An 18,657-nucleotide genomic window follows, 5' to 3' on the forward strand; every position below is an offset into this window, starting at 1 on the left:
CTTTCACCTTGAATTTTTAATTTCTTTGCGGATGATCAGATTCCATGGATAAATAAAGAGGCTTTAATTCAGTTAAAGGCGCAGGTTTCGCATAAAAAAAGCCTTGTAGTAAATCACAGCCTTGTTGATAAAGTAATTGGGCTTGATTCAAGGTTTCCACACCTTCAGCCACAACATCTAAATCAAGCTGATGGGCCAGATGAATGATGGATTGAACAATTGCAGCATTCTGATCATCCAGTGTCAGTTCCTCGATAAAACTCCGATCTAGCTTGATCTGGTTGATCGGCAGGCGCCGTAGATAACTCAGGCTTGAATAGCCGGTCCCAAAGTCATCAATCGCGACTTGAACACCTAAAGCACGTACCGTTTTCAAAATTTCAATGGTGCGATCTGCGCCATTAATAATCACCCCTTCGGTAATCTCAATTTTGAGCAGTTCCGGAGGCAATTGACTGCTTGCAAGGACATGTTTAAGTATTTGCAGGAAACCTGCCCTGCGGAATTGGAGCGGAGAAATATTGACCGATACGGTGATCTGACGATTGTGCTGCTTGTTCCATGCAGCAATATCTACGCAGGCTTTTTCCAGAACCCACTGGCCTACACCGATAATTTGCCCTGTTCGTTCTGCAAGCGGAATGAAAACCGCAGGAGAAATATAACCCTGCTGCGGGTGCTGCCAGCGAATCAGAGCTTCTACGCCAGTCACCTGACCATTTGCAGGATTAATAATCGGTTGATAGAAAAGATTAAACTGTTTCTGGTTGATCGCTTGCATCAGTTCCATACGCAGATTTGCATAATCTATTTCTGGTGCAGGTTTCATATTGGTTTTTTCATACCATTGCCAGATATTTCGGCCTTGTCTTTTGGCTTCCTGCATCGCCAGAACAGACTGATAAATCAGCTCAGAAGAATGCTGAATCGAACTGTCATCTGCAACAATACCAATACTGGCACTTAAATGAATCTTGTATTCATCCACGATAAAAAGCTGGGACAGCAGCTCCAGCATTTTTTCAGCAATAGCCTCGACTTCACTTTGCGCATACTCACCTGACATGAGTAAAATAAATTCATCTTCGGCAAAGCGGCATAGCACATTGTTTTCCTGAGCGAAACCCTGCAAGCGCTCACCCACACTTTTCAGAATCTGGTCACCGACCAGATGTCCCAGACTATCATTAATATTTTTAAAGTCATCCAGATCTATATACAGCAGGATTAAAGGCTGTGCGCTATCGTGCCGCTGTGCAAAAACCTGCTCTAGAATCTGCTTGAAAGCATGCTGATTCGGCAAGCCGGTTAAATGGTCATGGGTGTGCTGATGCTTGATATATTCTTCATGAATACGCTGCTGGGTAATGTCTTCCTGAATCCCCAGAAAATGGGTGCAGTTTCCGTTTTGATCAAAAATCGGGCCAAGGGTCAAACGGTTCCAGAACCAGCTGCCATCCTTACAATAATTTTTGATGGTTACCTGCGCTTCTTGTTGTTGTTTTACTGCTTGCTGGAGTAACAAAATCTGATCTGCTGCCGTATCCGCTCCATATAGGAAAAAGCAACTTCGTCCCAGAACTTCCTGTTCGGTATAACCGGTGAGTTTCAGAAAAGCCGGGTTGACATATACCATCGACATTTTTTCCGAAACATCGGTGATAAAAATCCCATTTGGACTTGCCTCGACCCCACGCTTTAATAGTCGTAGAGCTTCCTTATTTTTACGGCGTAAAGTAATGTCTCGTGCAATACCAATCACACCGGTAACTTTCTGGTTCTGGATAATCGGCAAATTGGTTAAATCCAGCCAGATAATATCTCCCTGAACGTTATAAATCGGAAGTTCATAATGTTGTGCTTTACCTTGCAGCGTTTCTGAAAATGAAACATTGGCAAGTTCCTGGAATTCGGTAGGTATAAATGCACAATAATGCTGGTTTTGAATTTGCTCCTCGGAAAAACCTGTAATTTCCTGGCAGGCAATGTTGGTATTAAGCACATAGCCCTGTAAATCCAGTTCAAAAATGATATCGGGATGATAGGTATAGAAAGAACAGTACTTTTCATTAATTGCCTGTCCTTTCTGCCGTTCATGATCAAGCTCGATCGCGAGTGCAACCAAATTCGCAGCTTGCTGTAACAGCCGGATATGAGACTCTGTCGGTATTTTAGGCGTTCGATAGTAAGTTGCAAAAGTGCCGTATAAAACATCCGATGCGCTAATGATCGGTGTTGACCAGCAGCTCGACAGTTTTTCTGCATTGATCAAAGCACGGTAAGACCTCCAGTTGGGATCTTTCATCAAGTGTGGACTAATGACGAGCTGACGCAAAAAGGCAGCCGTACCGCAAGTGCCTTGATCTGGCCCGATTTTTAAATCCTGGATTGCGCTGCAATATTCTTTTGAAAAGTGCTGTTTACCACTGATAAAGCTTAAGGTTTGCGTGTCTTCTTTATAGAGCATGATGGTGACAAACGCATCTGGAATACGCGATTCAAGCCACTGACTGATGATATCGAGAATAGGTTTAAGCTCGGTATGGCGGCCAATCAGGTTGAAAATATGAAAAATATCTTGTTCATCACAGTTACTATCCATGCAGAATATCACCTTCCTTAGCTTGCTAATATTCTAGACTTATTTTTAAAACAATCATTAGGTGTTTAGTCCCAGATTTTAATGGTGCAATATTCTCAGATAAATGGAAGGAAGCACTATGGGACAAGTTCTACACAGCAGCGGCATTACCGGTATGCCAGTTGGCCAGATCACCATTAATCGCCACTTGAAAGGCCCCCATGACGCAAATATCCAGATGCCCACCGCGCATGATATCGAAGGAATCTGCAGAGTTCATAAAACTGCCGCCTTCCAGCATGCTCACCAGTTCCTTGCCGGCATTAATCAGGTCATCATCTGCCTGTTCAGGATCATTCAAGGCCGCAAAACCCAAAACACCATTTTCAGAGTGCAGGATCACGTTCTGTTCCGGTTTTAAATGACCTGCCACACGGGTCGGTAAACCGATGCCCAGATTGACAAAAGAACCGCTTGGAATATCTTGCGCGACTTTTGCCACAATCTGTTCACGAGTACGTTTTTGAATAGTCATTATTTGATATCTCCGACCTGAACCACATGCTGTACAAAAATGCCCGGCGTTACGATAATCTCTGGATCAAGATCTCCCAGCTCCACAATCTGATGTACCTGAGCGATAGTGGTTGTCGCCGCTTTGGCCATGATCGGACCAAAATTACGCGCTGCCTTGCGGTAGGTCAAATTGCCCCAGCGGTCTGCCTGATTGGCATAGATCAAGGCATAATCGGCATGAATCGGATATTCCAGCACATAATCCTTGCCATTAATGTGGCGCGTTTCTTTGCCTTCTGCAATTTTGGTGCCGAAGCCAGTCGGCGTGAAAACTGCCCCTAAGCCGGCACCTGCTGCCTGAATACGGCAGGCCAGATTGCCCTGCGGAACCAGTTCCAGTTCAATTTTTCCAGCCTTGTACAGGTCTTCAAATACAGTAGAGTTATTGGCGCGTGGAAAGGAACAGATCATTTTTTTGACCAGTCCCGATAACAGTAAATTGGTAAGTCCACGATCTCCAGAGGCTGCATTATTATTGATAATGGTTAAATCTTTCGGGCCCAGATCAATCAGTGCTTCGATCAGTTCCACCGGTTGGCCTGCCAGACCGAAACCACTGGTCATAATGTGTGCACCATCAGGAATCTGTTTGAGAACTGTTTCGATATCCTGCGTGATTTTATTCATCATATTGCTTCCTAGCATCTTTTCTATATATTTTGATTGGTAGATCAATCGGCTTTTTGCGGATCAAATAAGCGGTCTTTAATAAAGAAAGCCGGAATCAAGCCACAAAGAAAATAGGCAATTCCCATGATCAATAAACCGGTTCCAATAGATCCACCCTGAGCAAAATAACCAATCGTCAGTGGGGCAAAAACAGCACCTAAACGGCCCACGTTATATGCACCACCAACCGCAGTTCCACGTACTTTGGTCGAGAAACTTTCCGTCATGTAGGTGGCATTAATGCCATAGGGAATACCGTAAAGAAATCCGAAAAACAGCATCAGCCAGAGAATATTGTCCGGGGTATTACCAAACACAATCACCGGAATAAAAATTGCGGTGCCCATGGTGCCAAATGCGAACACTGCACGACGGCCAATACGGTCGGCAATAAAACCGGCAATGACTTTGGTACACATCATGATCAGGAAAGTACCAATCATATACATGGTCATTTCTTTAAACTTGATGCCCAGATCCGACTCTAGATAGGCAGGTAACCAGTTACTGACGCCGTAATATCCAAACTGTAAAAATGCGGTACTGAATGACCAGAGAATGAACATGCGACGGCTAAGTGCATCTTCAAAAACCATTTTAAAAGTGTTTTTAGGTTTTTCCTGAACAATCCCGCTGGCTTTGGCATCGAGGCGCGCTTGACGTGCATCTAACCAGGCTTTGGGTTCAGGCACTAAAAAGTACATTGCGACAGAAAGTACAATAGGAATAATCGCAATATAATACAGATATCGCCAGCCAAATTCGGGCAATAACCAGCCGGCCAAAACAGTGGCGACGACCGAGCCCAGGGTCCAACCGGTCATCAGTGTGGCCAATACTGTCGAGCGATACTTGGTTGGCACATATTCCGCCATCAGGGTATTACAGGCAATATACAAGGCGCCTAGACCAATCGCAGAAGTAAAACGCAGCCACTTAAACTGATCATAGCTTTCGGCAAATCCTAGCCAGAAAGTCAATGAAGAAAACAGTGCAATGGCGATCACGATGACTCGAACCCGCCCGAACCGGTCACAGGCCCAGCCACCAAAAAATCCACCAATCGCCATACCTGCCAATGTCCAGCTGCCCAGCGCCCCTGCCTGCATACTACTTAATGAAAATTCCTGTTTCAGACTGGTCAGACTGTAGGCCAATAACGCAATATCTGCTCCATCGACCAGTAATGCCAAAAATGAGAACACAAAGGCCAGAATCCAGACTTTTTTCTTGGGTTGGTTATCATTTTCCAAATGAGGGTGTTGCGCACTGATCGTATTCATGGCGTCCTTAAAATATTTTTGAGCATTCCGGTGCTTTTATAACTTTTATCTTTCACGTAATTATTTATATGAAAGATATAGTGAACCAGGGTGATAATCCTATCATCTGCCTATCGGGTATTTAATTTATGTGCATGTTTCCACTTGATTTTTAATTGGGTATCTTATTGAAAACCTGGTATTTGTAAACAAACGGCAACAAATAGTCGGCGCTCTAGCCAGCATGTGCTGGCTAGATGTTATAGCTAGACTTAGTTACAAAATGCAGCGATGCCGGTTTGTGCACGTCCTAAAATCAGGGCATGTACATCATGAGTACCTTCATAGGTATTCACGACTTCCAGATTAACCAGATGACGGGCTACACCAAATTCATCAGAAATCCCGTTACCGCCCATCATGTCACGTGCTAGACGTGCAATATCCAGGGCCTTACCACAGTTATTGCGCTTGATCAGTGAAGTCCCTTCAACTGACGCGATACCTTCATCTTTCATGCGACCAAAACGTAATGCTACCTGTAAACCAAGGGCAATTTCAGTTTGCATATCGGCCAGTTTTTTCTGAATCAGCTGGTTTGCTGCCAATGGACGGCCAAACTGTTTACGGTCCATGGTGTATTGATGTGCGGTATGCCAGCAAAATTCTGCTGCGCCCATGGCACCCCAGGCAATCCCGTAACGGGCACTGTTCAGGCAGGTAAATGGACCTTTCAAGCCACGCACTTCTGGAAATGCATTTTCTTCCGGTACAAAGACATTATCCATCACGATTTCACCAGTGATTGATGCGCGTAAACCGACCTTGCCATGAATCGCAGGTGCAGACAGCCCTTCCCAACCTTTTTCCAGAATGAAACCGCGAATGTCACCGACATTACCCTCAGCAGAGACTTCTTTAGCCCAGACCACAAATACATCGGCTATTGGACTATTGGTAATCCACATTTTTGCGCCAGTTAAACGGTAACCACCATCGACTTTTTTGGCACGGCTAATCATGCTGCCCGGATCTGAACCATGATCTGGCTCAGTCAGACCGAAACAGCCAATATATTCACCGGTGGCCAATTTTGGTAAATACTTCTGTTTTTGCTCTTCAGAACCGAATTCGTTAATCGGCACCATTACCAGTGAACTCTGTACGCTGGCCATAGAGCGATAACCTGAATCGACACGCTCGACTTCACGCGCAATCAGACCATAGCTGACATAATTTAAACCGGCACCGCCGTACTGTTCAGGTATGGTTGGGCCCAGTAAACCAAGCTCACCCATTTCACGGAAAATAGCCGGATCAGTTTTTTCATGACGAAACTGTTCCAATACACGCGGCATCAGTTTGTCCTGACAATATGCTGCTGCCGCATCACGAATCATGCGCTCTTCTGAAGTCAGTTGTTGTTCGATTAAAAACGGGTCTTGCCAATCAAATCTAATTTTTGTCGTCATTTTAATATTTCCCTATTTTAAAATTATGTGTTTAGGCTGTTGCCTGTTTAATCATTTCACGCGCAATAATAATTTGTTGAATTTGGGTCGTTCCTTCATATAAACGGAATAAACGCACATCACGATAGAAACGTTCAATTGAATATTCACTGATATAACCTGCGCCACCATGGATTTGCAAGCAGCGATCAGCGACACGGCCACACATTTCAGTGGCAAACATTTTGGCGCAAGAGGCTTCCGTCGTCACATTCTGGCCGGCATCACGCTTACGTGCCGCATCCAGCACCATACATTTGGCTGCATAAATTTCAGCTTTTGAGTCGGCTAACATACCTTGAATCAGCTGAAAATTCGCAATCGGTTGGCCAAACTGTTTACGTTCAACCGCATAATTTAAGGCATCTTCCAGCATGCGTTCTGCCATACCCACGCTATAGCCGGCAATATGTAAACGGCCTTTGTCCAGAACGCGCATGGCTGTCTTGAAACCAACGCCTTCAACACCACCAATCAGCTGGTCTTTATGCACCCGGCAATTATCGAAAATAACATCGCAGGTATAAGAACCATGTTGACCCATTTTTTTATCAATTTTGCCTAGGCTCAAGCCCGGTGTGCCCGCTTCTACCAGAAATGCTGAAATGCCACTGGCGCCTTTGATTTCTGGATTGGTGCGTGCCATGACTGTAAATGTCGTTGCACGTGGCGCATTGGTAATAAAACGTTTGGTGCCATTTAAAACATAATAATCGCCATCTTTTACCGCATTGGTTTTTAAAGATGCAGCATCTGAACCGGAATCTGGCTCAGTCAAACAGAAAGAACCAATGATTTCGCCGGTTGCATAACGCGGTAAATATTTCTGTTTTTGCTCTTCTGTACCATCAATGACGATGCCACTTGAACCAATACCGTTGTTGGTCCCGATTAGAGAACGGAATGCAGCCGATGTCCGGCCTAATTCCATCGCAACCAGAATTTCCTCTTCCATGGTAATGCCTAAACCGCCGTATTCTTCTGGAATCGTCAGACCAAACAAACCTAGTTCTTTCATCTGCTCCACAATATGTTCAGGAATGGCATTGTTCTCTTCTACTTCATGTTCGAGAGGAACCAGTTCATTTTTTACAAAATCTCGAATCGTAGACAGAAGTTGATCGAGCATTTCCGGATCGCGAATCATATGAATCTCCATGTATATGGTCTGGGTAAATTCCTTTACCGTTTTATTTTTAGTTTCGTATTACGAAATAAATAACCATAAAAATAAAAATTCAGCAAGCAAATTCGTCAAAAAATTTATTTTTTATAAAAAAACGAAATTTATCTGGCTTTAAAATGGATTTTATATAGAATAATATTTCACAATACGAAATTATTGCTTTTTAAATTTCGCTTTACTAACGCTGCTTTCTATAAGGAGCTGACCAGAGATGAGAGCTTAAAAAGTGGTAAAATTTATTGTTTATTTAAAGGCTTTATTTTAAAAATAGCTTCACTATTTTTTGCAGTTATTTACTCTGTATAGCAGCATTTAGACATGAGATAGAATAATATTTAGTCGTTACTCATATAATTCATCTACAATTTAAATGTTTTATTTTGTATCGTGAAACTAAGTTGCTATGATATTCATTAATTTACTTCTCTATTTCTGTAGACCATGACTAAAAATAAAACAGGTGAAATACCTAATTTTGATGAAATTCGCTTAGATCCGATCTCGCATATTCATCGCGAAAACAATCCCCAATTTATTGCGTCTATTGCGCGTGGCCTTGAGATTCTAAGATGCTTTTCTGCGACCAATCAGTTGTTGGGCAATCAAGAAATTGCACAAATGACCAATTTACCAAAGCCAACCGTGGCGCGTATTACCAGTACGCTGGTATCTTTAGGCTATCTGAAACAACTTCCAAATACGACTAAATATTTACTCGATGTCGGTGTACTGGCTCTGGGCTATTCTGCCTTAAGCAATATTTCTGCGCGAACCCAGGCCTATCCATTTATGGAAGAAATGTCACGTTATGCCCAGGCGCCAGTGGCAATGGCAACACGTGACCGTCTCAATATGATCTATCTGGAAGTGGTACATACAGATACGACTTTAACCATGCGCCGTTCAGTGGGTTCAACTTTACCAATTCATTCGAGTGCCATGGGGCGTGCATGTCTGGCGGCGATGGACGTGAAAGAACGTGAATATTTATTTGATGCCATTAAAAAAAGAAATGAAGATCAATGGACAACAATTAAACGAAATCTAGAACGCGCCATTCGCGATTATCAGGATTATGGTTATTGTTTATCTCTCGGAGACTGGGCCAAAGATGTGAACTCTGTGGCCGTTCCTTTGATTCATCCCAAACATGGTATTTTAACTTTTAACTGTGGTGCACCAAGTTATTTGCTAAATCAGGAAAAACTGGAAAATGAAATTGGCCCGCGTCTGATTCACATGGTGAATAGTATTGCCATGAACCTGAATAATATGTAAGTAAAACCTCTCATTCGGGCGGCTTAGGTCGCTCTTTTTATTTGTTGCAGCCAATAATAATTAAACCGTTTTCTAATATTGAACCGGATCTTTTCAATTCTATTCATTCTACAGCAATCCAAGACTCTCAAAATCTATCCCTATAAAAAACAAAAATTAGACTTCATAAGCCATCTGGATAATGCTATAAATATCGTATAGCGAAACTGGATTTTATATTATGGAAGATATAACAAGAGAATCGATGGAGTTTGACGTCGTCATCGTCGGCGCAGGCCCTGCAGGTCTATCTGCTGCGATCAAGATCCGTCAACTTGCAATTGAAAACAACTTAAATGATTTGTCCGTTTGTGTCGTAGAAAAAGGCTCCGAAGTCGGTGCACATATCCTGTCAGGTGCGGTACTTGAACCACGTGCCATCAATGAATTATTCCCGGACTGGAAAGATCAAGGCGCACCGCTCAATGTGCCGGTGACCGAAGATAAAACTTTCTTCCTGCTTTCAGATGAAAAATCACAAGAAGCCCCACACTGGATGGTGCCAAAAACCATGCATAACGATGGCAACTATGTCATCTCGCTGGGCAATGTGGTGCGCTGGTTAGGCCAGAAAGCGGAAGAACTGGAAGTCTCGATCTTTCCGGGCTTTGCCGCATCGGACATTCTGTATCATGCTGACGGTACCGTGAAAGGCATCCAGACCGGTGACATGGGCATTGGTAAAGATGGCGAACCAACGCATAACTTTACCCCGGGTTATGAACTGCATGCCAAATACACCATTTTTGCTGAAGGTTGTCGTGGCCACCTCGGTAAACGTCTGATCGAACAGTTCAACCTGGCCAAAGATGCAGATCCACAGCATTACGGTATCGGGATCAAAGAACTGTGGGAAATTGATCCGGCCAAGCACAAAGCGGGTCTTGTGATGCATGGTGCCGGCTGGCCACTCAATGAAACCGGCTCGAGTGGCGGCTGGTGGTTATACCATGCTGAAAATAATCAGGTGACTTTGGGCATGATCGTGGATCTGTCCTACACCAATCCGCATATGTATCCATTTATGGAAATGCAGCGCTGGAAAACCCATCCTCTGATTAAACAATATCTGGAAGGCGGCAAGCGTATTTCTTATGGCGCACGTGCCGTGACCAAAGGTGGCTTTAACTCACTGCCTAAATTTACCTTCCCGGGTGGCTCTTTAATTGGTGATGATGCAGGTTTCCTGAACTTTGCCAAAATCAAAGGTTCACATACGGCAATGAAGTCCGGCATGCTCTGCGGCGAAGCGGTATTTGAAGCGATTGCGGCTGGTGTGGAAAAAGGCGGTGATCTGGCGGTTGCGCGTGTAGTTGAAGGCGAAGATTTTTTTGTCAAAGAACTGACCGCCTATAAAGACAAGTTTGATGCAAGCTGGCTGAAAGAAGAGTTATATAACTCACGTAACTTTGGCCCGGCAATGCATAAATTCGGTCAATGGATCGGTGGTGCATTTAACTTCATTGATCAGAACGTGTTTAAAGTACCGTTTACCCTACATGATCTGGTACAAGACCATGCGGCACTGAAAACTCAGGCGGCTGAAACGTTTAAACCGAACTATCCTAAACCGGATGGCAAGCTGACCTTTGACCGTCTGTCTTCAGTATTTGTATCCAATACCGTACATGAAGAAAACCAGCCTGCGCATTTAAAGCTGACTGATGCTTCGATTCCGGTGGAAGTGAACTTACCGAAATGGGATGAGCCGGCACAGCGTTACTGCCCGGCAGGTGTATACGAAATCATGGAAAATAATGACGGTTCCAAGCGTTTCCAGATCAATGCAGCCAACTGTGTGCACTGCAAGACCTGTGATATTAAAGATCCGTCTCAGAACATCACCTGGGTAACACCGGAAGGTGGCGGTGGTCCAAACTATCCAAATATGTAATTTGGATAGTTCTTGTGAATTAAAAAAATATATCTATTTCTCTGATTCACTTACCCAATCTTGAAGCAGTTCGTACTAACTCTTCACTTTAATTTTTTAGGTAATCCCAGTTCTCTCGAGAGCTGGGATTAATAAATTTTAAAGTAAATCAAAATAAGCCTGTATCACTCTATCTATTGAAATGAGATAGGAAAATAATCTGGTTTATGTCGTGCTGAAAAAATGGCTGACCCGAAGCCGGATCAGCCATTTTAAAATCAGACCTGAACGACTAAAATTTGAGTCATTCAGGGAATTGATTTATTTTGCGACAAACTTGGCACGCGCAGCATGCAGTTTTTTATAGCTATCAATCAGGCGTAAATGACGATCCAGACCTTCAAGCTTCATACTGGTTTCGCTCAAACCATGGAAACGTACTGTGCCTTCAACTGAAGCCATAACCGCGTCCATACATGCATCACCAAACATACGGCGGAAGTTATGTGCATAATCTTCCAGTTCCATCTCGTCATCAAGCAATACTTCAAGTACGACATTCATGCACTGGTAGAACAGGCCACGTTCAACGGTATTGGTATTGAACTGCAAGAACTGCTCAACCAGATCCTTGGCTTCTTCAAATTGTTGCAGCGCAAGATAAATTAACAATTTTAATTCTAGAATCGTTAATTGACCCCATTCGGTATTTTCATCGAATTCAACCCCGATCAAGGTTTTGATCTCGGTATAGTCATCCAGCTCACATTCTTCCAGACGCTCTACCAGCGCCTCAAGCTGTTCTTCATCCAGACGATGCAAGTTCAGGATATCTTCACGGAATGCCAGAGCCTTGTTGGTATTGTCCCAGATCAGATCTTCGACCAGATAGATTTCAGAATAGCCTGGCACCAGAATCCGACAAGCCGTTGCACCTAAATGTTGATAAACCGCCATATAGGCTTCATGACCGAGCTCTTCCAGAATGCCGAATAAAGCTGCAGCTTCATCTGCATTGGAGTTTTGACCATGGTTGGTGAAATCCCATTCCACAAATTCATGATCTGCTTTGGCACTAAAGAAACGCCAAGACACCACACCGCTCGAATCGATAAAGTGTTCGACATAGTTGTTTGGTTCAGTCACGGCATTTGAGCTAAAAGTTGGCTTCGGCAGGTCATTCAGACCTTCGAAGCTACGACCTTGCAGCAATTCAGTCAGACTGCGTTCAAGTGCCACTTCAAAATTTGGATGCGCGCCAAAAGATGCAAACACACCGCCGGTACGCGGGTTCATCAAGGTCACACACATTACCGGGAATTGACCGCCTAATGAGGCATCTTTGACCAGCACCGGGAAGCCCTGTTCCTCTAAACCTTTAATACCTTCCACGATTTTTGGATATTTTGCCAGCACCTGTTCAGGTACATCTGGTAAAGCCAGTTCACCTTCAATAATTTCACGCTTGACTGCACGTTCAAAGATTTCAGACAGACATTGCACCTGAGCTTCAGGCAAGGTATTCCCTGCACTCATCCCGTTACTCAAGTATAGATTTTCAATCAGATTCGATGGGAAATAAACCGTTTCACCATCGGAGTGACGTACAAATGGCAGTGAACAGATACCACGTTCAGTATTGCCCGAGTTGGTGTCATAAAGATGCGTACCCAATAACTCATCTTCAGGATCATAAATTTCAAGCGTATATTCGTCTAAGACTTCCTGCGGAAGTTCGCCATTTGGACCCGGCTTAAACCATTTTTCATCCGGATAATGTACAAATTCTGCATTGGCAATGTCTTCACCCCAGAACTGGTCATTATAGAAAAAGTTACAGTTCAAGCGCTCGATGAACTCGCCCAGTGCAGATGCCAGCGCACTTTCCTTGGTTGACCCTTTACCATTGGTAAAGCACATTGGCGACTGTGCATCACGAATATGCAATGACCATACATTTGGTACGATGTTGCGCCATGATGCGATTTCAATCTTCATGCCCAGACCGGCCAGAATGGCAGACATATTGGCAATGGTTTCTTCCAAAGGCAGATCTTTGCCCGGAATGAACGTGCTGTTTGCCGAGGCCAGACTTGGCATTAACAAGGCTTGCGCATCGGCATCAATGCTTTCGACTTCTTCAATCACAAACTCAGGGCCAGTCTGGATCACTTTCTTGACCGTACAACGGTCAATCGAACGTAAAATGCCTTGACGGTCTTTTTCTGAAATATCAGCCGGCAGTTCAACCTGAATTTTAAAAATCTGTTTATAACGGTTTTCAGGATCGACAATATTGTTTTGTGACAGGCGAATATTTTCGGTCGGAATATCCCGTGCTGCACAATATACTTTGACAAAGTAAGCTGCACAAAGTGCCGATGAGGCCAGAAAATAATCGAATGGACCGGGAGCGGAACCATCGCCTTTGTAACGAATCGGTTGATCGGCAATCACCGTGAAGTCATCAAATTTGGCTTCTTGGCGCAGATTGTCGAGATAATTGACCTTGATTTCCATGTGGACACCTAAATGTTCTTATGTGCCGCCATGGACAAATAAGATGCTGAATCTGAATGTACAAGCCGAATCACGCAGGAGAACTTGACTTAAAAATAAATCAGGGTAATAACGTAGTCATGAGACTACGGCGAACCCTTTAAGAATGGGCGCTATTATAGAGTCATTTGATGAAATTGATAACGTTTGTGAGTTTTTCCGCGATATTTTCTATAAAGCTAAGAAATAGGAACAACATGAATCAACACATTTAAAATTTGTGACGATCCATGTGTTGCTTTTAATATCGAATGAGCGCTTCTGATGTAGCTTTAACATATTTAAGACAGATAAAAATCATTTCATCTTCTAAGCTTTAAGGCCTTAAAAATCATAGCTTAAACCGAATAAAGCCAGATTTCGCTGCTTGTCACCGTAGCGGTCATAGCCCCCCAGCAGATATTCGCCTGACACACTTAATTGAGGCAAGATTGCATAACTCAGTCCAGCAGACGCATAACGGAAGGCATGCTGTTTTTGGGTATCGCCCAGTTCTCCACCTTCATATTTGCCTTCATCATTAAAATAGCTACCTGCAGCAGTCAGACTGGCATTCACACGATCATTCAATTGATGGTTCAGATTCAGCGTATAAAAGGTATCGCCCTGATTGGCATAGGCCACATCATAAAGATAGGTCGATACGCTCGCGCCAATACTGGTTTTTTCATCCAGCATACGGCTGACATTTAAACCCAACTCATTACCGGTGGTGTTTTCGCCCCCTGGATAATAATAGGTGGCATTCCAGAAATCCCAATCATAATGTTCCGAGCTGTGCGTATAGCCGACCAAAAAGTCATGCTCGAATTTATCGGTGCTATGCCCTCTGCGTCCTTGCACCTCAGCATAGGAATAACCCAATGTAGAACCCCAATAGCCCACATAAAAGTTGCCATAGGCCAAATTCAACCCTGCTTGTAGTGCAATATTATCGTCTTCCGGTGCATTGCTTAAACCGCGTGATACATATTTAGACACCACGCTCAGGTTGCCACTTGCTTGTATTTGATTGTTTTGAACGTCATTTGCAAAACTACAAATACTGGAAAATGTGACACAGCCGAAGAGCAAGGTTTGATTTAAGATTCTCATAAAATATAAAATTCTTTTTGGGTAAATAAAAGGGCTGAAAACATGATGCAGCCCTACTTAAAGATCGATTAATATCAAAATATACAGCTTATTTTAACGCATAATTAATATAAGTTTATGCCTATTTCCACCTGTAAAATAGAAATTTCAAGCTTGGCTTGAGACTCGAGCTGCCCGATAAAACGGCGCAGTCGATGCAGCTAAAGCCGGATTTCCCCGAATATGATCTGCCAGTTTCTCGGCCATCATGATGGTAGTGGCATTCAAATTTCCGGTAATAATTAAGGGCATGATGGAAGCGTCAATGACTCTGAGACCCTGCATTTCATGTACCCGGCCATAACCGTCCACAACTGCCATATCATCCTCGCCCATTTTACAGCTAGAAGATGGGTGATATGCGGTTTCAGCATGATTACGCACAAACTCGTCAATCTGGGCATCTGTCTGTACAGCTTGACCCGGACTGATTTCTTCACCCCGATAAGGATCAAGTGCTGGCTGGTGCATAATTTCCCGGGTAATCCGGATGGCATCCCGGAATTCGCGCCAATCCTGCTCGGTACTCATATAGTTAAATAAAATACTTGGATGCTCAAACGGATCTTTGGATTTGAGTTGTATACGCCCGCGGGAGGGTGAACGCATCGAACCGACATGCGCCTGAAAACCATGCTCATGAATGGCATTGGTTCCATTATAGTTGATTGCAATCGGCAGGAAATGATACTGGATATTGGGCCACTCGAACTCGTCGGAAGAACGGATAAAGCCGCCTGCTTCAAACTGATTACTGGCGCCAATACCTGTGCCTAGAAATAACCATTCAGCACCAATCATCGGCTGGTTATACCACTTTAAGGCGGGATAGAGACTGACCGGTTTTTTACACTGGTATTGCAGGTACATTTCCAGATGATCCTGCAAGTTTTCGCCCACACCCGGCAAGTCCTGAACGACCGGAATGTCCAGACTTTTTAATAATGCGGCAGGACCCACACCTGAACGCTGCAAAATTTGCGGGGAAGCAATCGTCCCGGCACACAGCAGAACTTCTTTATCGGCAAAGACCTGAATGGGTTGTAAGGCATTTTGACCTTCAAAATATTCCACGCCAATCGCCTGCTTCTGGCTAAACAGAATTCTATTGGTCATGGCATGGGTAATAATAGTGAGATTGTCGCGCCCTTTGGCCATATCCAGATAACCGCGCGCGGTACTGGAACGGCGGCCTTGCGGAGTCACGGTACGATCCATCGGGCCAAAGCCTTCCTGCTGATAGCCATTTAAATCGTCCGTTCGTGGATAACCGGCCTGTACACCAGCTTCGATCATGGCATGAAACAGCTCATTATTATCATTTTTTGGTGTTGCGACTGAAACTGGCCCGGCATCGCCATGATAGTCATTGCCGCCAATATCGCGTGTTTCCGCCTTTTTATAATAGGGCAGACATTCTGCATAGCTCCAGTGTTCCAGACCTTTCAAGCTGGCCCACTGTTCCAGATCCATGGCATTGCCGCGGATATAACACATGCCATTAATCAGTGATGAGCCACCAAGGCCTTTACCACGTCCGCATTCCATGCGGCGATTATTCATATGTGGTTCAGGATCGGTCAGATAGGCCCAGTTATAACGGCGTCCCTGTAAAGGATAAGCCAAGGCTGCCGGCATCTGGGTTCTAAAATCCAGACGATAATCCGGCCCGCCCGCCTCTAATAGCAAGACTTTGGTATCCGGATCCTCAGTCAATCGAGCAGCCAGCACATTTCCGGCCGAGCCTGCCCCGATAATAATATAATCGTAATTCATCAAGCGGAGACCTCCTTATGCGCTAAACACGGACTGGAATGGGCTCAATTCCACCTGAACCGATTTGGTCTGGGTATATTGCTGCAAGGTCATAATTCCGTTTTCACGCCCTACGCCCGAGTGTTTATAACCACCGACCGGCATTTCCGCTGGAGATTCGCCCCAGGTATTAATCCAGCAAATTCCGGCTTCAATCTGGTGAATGATACGATGCGCGCGGGCAAGATCAGGAGTCACCACACCTGCAGCCAGCCCATACTCGGTCGCATTGGCACGGCGAATGACTTCCTCTTCAGAGTCATAGCTTAAAATACTCATGACTGGCCCAAAGATCTCATGCTGGACGATACTCATATCATCCCGGCAGTCACTAAATACCGTGGGCAAGACGTAGGTACCTTTGGCCAAATCACCTTGTGTGGCACGGCCGCCACCACAAAGTAATCGTGCCCCTTCGATTTTGCCCTGCTCGATAAATTTCAGTACTTTCTGCATATGCGCAAAACTGGAGACTGGCCCAAAATTGGTTTCCGGATCGAGCGGATCGCCTATACGGATATGAGGAATACGCTGCAAGATTTTTTCTTCAAAAGCCGCTTTTAAGGTATAGGGAATGAATACCCGGGTGCCGTTGGTACAGACCTGACCTGAGCTGTAAAAATTGGCCATCATGGCAATGTCAGCGGCAAGATCAAGATCGGCATCTTCACAGATAATCAGTGGGGATTTTCCACCGAGTTCCATGGTGACTTCTTTCAGACTCGAATCTGCTGCTTGTGCCATGACTTTTTTGCCCGTCGCAACACCACCGGTAAACGAGACTTTGGCAATATCCTGATGCGCAGTTAAGTAACCTCCAATTTCGCCACTACCCGTCACGACATTAAACACACCATGCGGTACACCGGCTTCGGTATAAATCTCCGCCAGTTTGAGTGCGGTTAAAGGTGTTGTTTCACTGGCTTTGAAAATCATGGCATTGCCTGCTGCCAGTGCAGGTGCAGATTTCCATAGGGCAATCTGAATCGGATAGTTCCAGGCGCCAATGCCGGCCACAACACCCAAAGGTTCACGACGGGTATAAATAAATGAAGTCTCTCTCAGCGGAATTTGCTGTCCTTCGAGCGCAGGCAAGATTCCGGCATAATATTCGAGTACATCTGCACCAGTGGCAATATCTACTGTAGAGGTTTCGCTAAAGGCTTTGCCACTGTCGAGACTTTCAATACGCGCCAGTTCATCATTACGTTCGCGTAAAATAGCAACGGCTTTATTTAAAATCCGGGAGCGCTCGATCGCCGTCATTGCAGCCCAGACCTTCTGCCCTTTTTGTGCAGATTCGACGGCACGATCAATGTCTTCTTTGCTGCAGATCTGGATTTCCGCCAGGATCTCACCAGTTGCAGGGTTGATGCTTTCAAAGCTGCGATGCGATGTTGCATCGACATATTGGCCGTGAATATAAGGACGCTGTAAATGATAGATAGTCACTGTAATTCCCTCGCCTATTTGTGTGATTTCAATTGCTGCTGGATAAACTGGCTACACAGTTCGATCGGCATTTCTGGATCAATCTCGCCACTGATCAGTGCTCCACGTAGCCAGAAACCATCAATCAGTGCAGCTAGCCCTTGTGCCGCTTTTTCTGCTTCTGATTTGGACAGCACTTTCATAAATTCGTGCTTGAGATTGGAATGTAAGCGGTAATGGTTAACCTGTTGCAACCGATGCAAGTCCGGTTGATGCAAGCTGCTCGCCCAAAATGCCAGCCAGACTTTCATAGCGGCCTTATTGGTTTGAGGTGCAGCAAAATTACCCCGTACAATGGCAAGCAAACGTTGCTCAGGTGTGGCATCCACCTGGGTCTGCATCTCTGCCACGGTTTTACCTAACTGCTGCAATAAATAACGCATTGTTGCTTCAATGAGGCCATTTTTCCCGCCAAAATAATGGCTTATGATGCCGGTCGAAACACCGGCACGTTGTGCAATCTGGCTGATTGAGGTTTCTGCAAAACCTAGTTCATTTACAGCAGCTAGGGTCGCGTCAATAAGCTGTTGACGGCGGATCGGTTGCATACCAACTTTTGGCATAAGACTAACCTGAATAACGAATCTATAAATCGGACTCATGCTGCAATAGCAGAATGAGGTAACATTAAAAAACGTTTTTTTAATTGAACGATCAATTAATAAAAATTATAGTGCCTAGCA

12 protein-coding genes and 1 pseudogene are annotated in these 18,657 nt (G+C 44.5%); 2 read left to right on the forward strand and 11 right to left on the reverse strand.

Features of this window, described 5'->3' with window-relative positions:
- Positions 1-16 precede the first annotated feature (16 nt).
- The 6 genes and pseudogenes from FTU42_RS09085 to FTU42_RS09110 all read right to left on the reverse strand — a co-directional run bounded on the left by FTU42_RS09085 (position 17) and on the right by FTU42_RS09110 (position 7,746).
- Positions 17-2,602, reverse strand: a complete 2,586-nt coding sequence (locus FTU42_RS09085) for an EAL domain-containing protein (protein WP_180072863.1) — start codon at positions 2,600-2,602, stop codon at positions 17-19.
- A gap of 133 nt (positions 2,603-2,735) precedes the next feature.
- Positions 2,736-3,116 (reverse strand): annotated as a pseudogene (locus FTU42_RS09090) (CoA-transferase); the annotation flags it as partial.
- Positions 3,116-3,787, reverse strand: coding sequence for a 3-oxoacid CoA-transferase subunit A (locus tag FTU42_RS09095; protein WP_005170906.1), 672 nt, complete (start codon positions 3,785-3,787; stop codon positions 3,116-3,118). The gene FTU42_RS09095 and the pseudogene FTU42_RS09090, both read right to left, overlap by 1 nt.
- A 41-nt stretch (positions 3,788-3,828) precedes the next feature.
- Positions 3,829-5,109, reverse strand: a complete 1,281-nt coding sequence (locus FTU42_RS09100) for an MFS transporter (protein ID WP_005170902.1) — start codon at positions 5,107-5,109, stop codon at positions 3,829-3,831.
- A gap of 251 nt (positions 5,110-5,360) precedes the next feature.
- The gene (locus FTU42_RS09105; RefSeq protein WP_159515765.1) at positions 5,361-6,560 is read right to left on the reverse strand and encodes an acyl-CoA dehydrogenase; all 1,200 of its coding nucleotides are present in this window, start codon (positions 6,558-6,560) and stop codon (positions 5,361-5,363) included.
- Positions 6,561-6,591: 31 nt separating this feature from the next.
- Positions 6,592-7,746, reverse strand: a complete 1,155-nt coding sequence (locus FTU42_RS09110; RefSeq protein WP_180075430.1) for an acyl-CoA dehydrogenase family protein — start codon at positions 7,744-7,746, stop codon at positions 6,592-6,594.
- A gap of 480 nt (positions 7,747-8,226) precedes the next feature.
- On the opposite strand from FTU42_RS09110, the gene FTU42_RS09115 reads away from it, so the two are divergent.
- Positions 8,227-9,063: an IclR family transcriptional regulator gene (locus FTU42_RS09115; protein ID WP_005170895.1), complete on the forward strand. Its 837-nt coding sequence runs from the start codon at positions 8,227-8,229 to the stop codon at positions 9,061-9,063.
- Positions 9,064-9,283: 220 nt separating this feature from the next.
- Complete coding sequence (locus FTU42_RS09120) at positions 9,284-10,996, forward strand: electron transfer flavoprotein-ubiquinone oxidoreductase (RefSeq protein WP_074382773.1); 1,713 nt, start codon at positions 9,284-9,286, stop codon at positions 10,994-10,996.
- Between the two features lie 300 nt (positions 10,997-11,296).
- Here FTU42_RS09120 and FTU42_RS09125 read toward each other — a convergent pair whose 3' ends face one another.
- From FTU42_RS09125 to betI, 5 genes are all read right to left on the reverse strand, one after another.
- A complete protein-coding gene (locus FTU42_RS09125) occupies positions 11,297-13,495 on the reverse strand; it encodes an OsmC domain/YcaO domain-containing protein (protein WP_180075429.1) in 2,199 nt (732 codons plus the stop codon).
- Between the two features lie 363 nt (positions 13,496-13,858).
- Entirely contained in the window at positions 13,859-14,629 is a 771-nt protein-coding gene (locus FTU42_RS09130; RefSeq protein WP_100535111.1) for a hypothetical protein, read from the reverse strand.
- Positions 14,630-14,776: 147 nt separating this feature from the next.
- The gene (gene betA / locus FTU42_RS09135; protein WP_180075847.1) at positions 14,777-16,444 is read right to left on the reverse strand and encodes a choline dehydrogenase; all 1,668 of its coding nucleotides are present in this window, start codon (positions 16,442-16,444) and stop codon (positions 14,777-14,779) included.
- A gap of 15 nt (positions 16,445-16,459) precedes the next feature.
- Positions 16,460-17,935, reverse strand: a complete 1,476-nt coding sequence (betB, locus tag FTU42_RS09140; RefSeq protein ID WP_180083299.1) for a betaine-aldehyde dehydrogenase — start codon at positions 17,933-17,935, stop codon at positions 16,460-16,462.
- 14 nt (positions 17,936-17,949) lie between these two features.
- A complete protein-coding gene (gene betI / locus FTU42_RS09145; protein ID WP_005170886.1) occupies positions 17,950-18,537 on the reverse strand; it encodes a transcriptional regulator BetI in 588 nt (195 codons plus the stop codon).
- Positions 18,538-18,657: the final 120 nt, after the last annotated feature.

This window comes from Acinetobacter sp. YH12102, from assembly GCF_013419125.1.
GTDB lineage: Bacteria > Pseudomonadota > Gammaproteobacteria > Pseudomonadales > Moraxellaceae > Acinetobacter > Acinetobacter pseudolwoffii.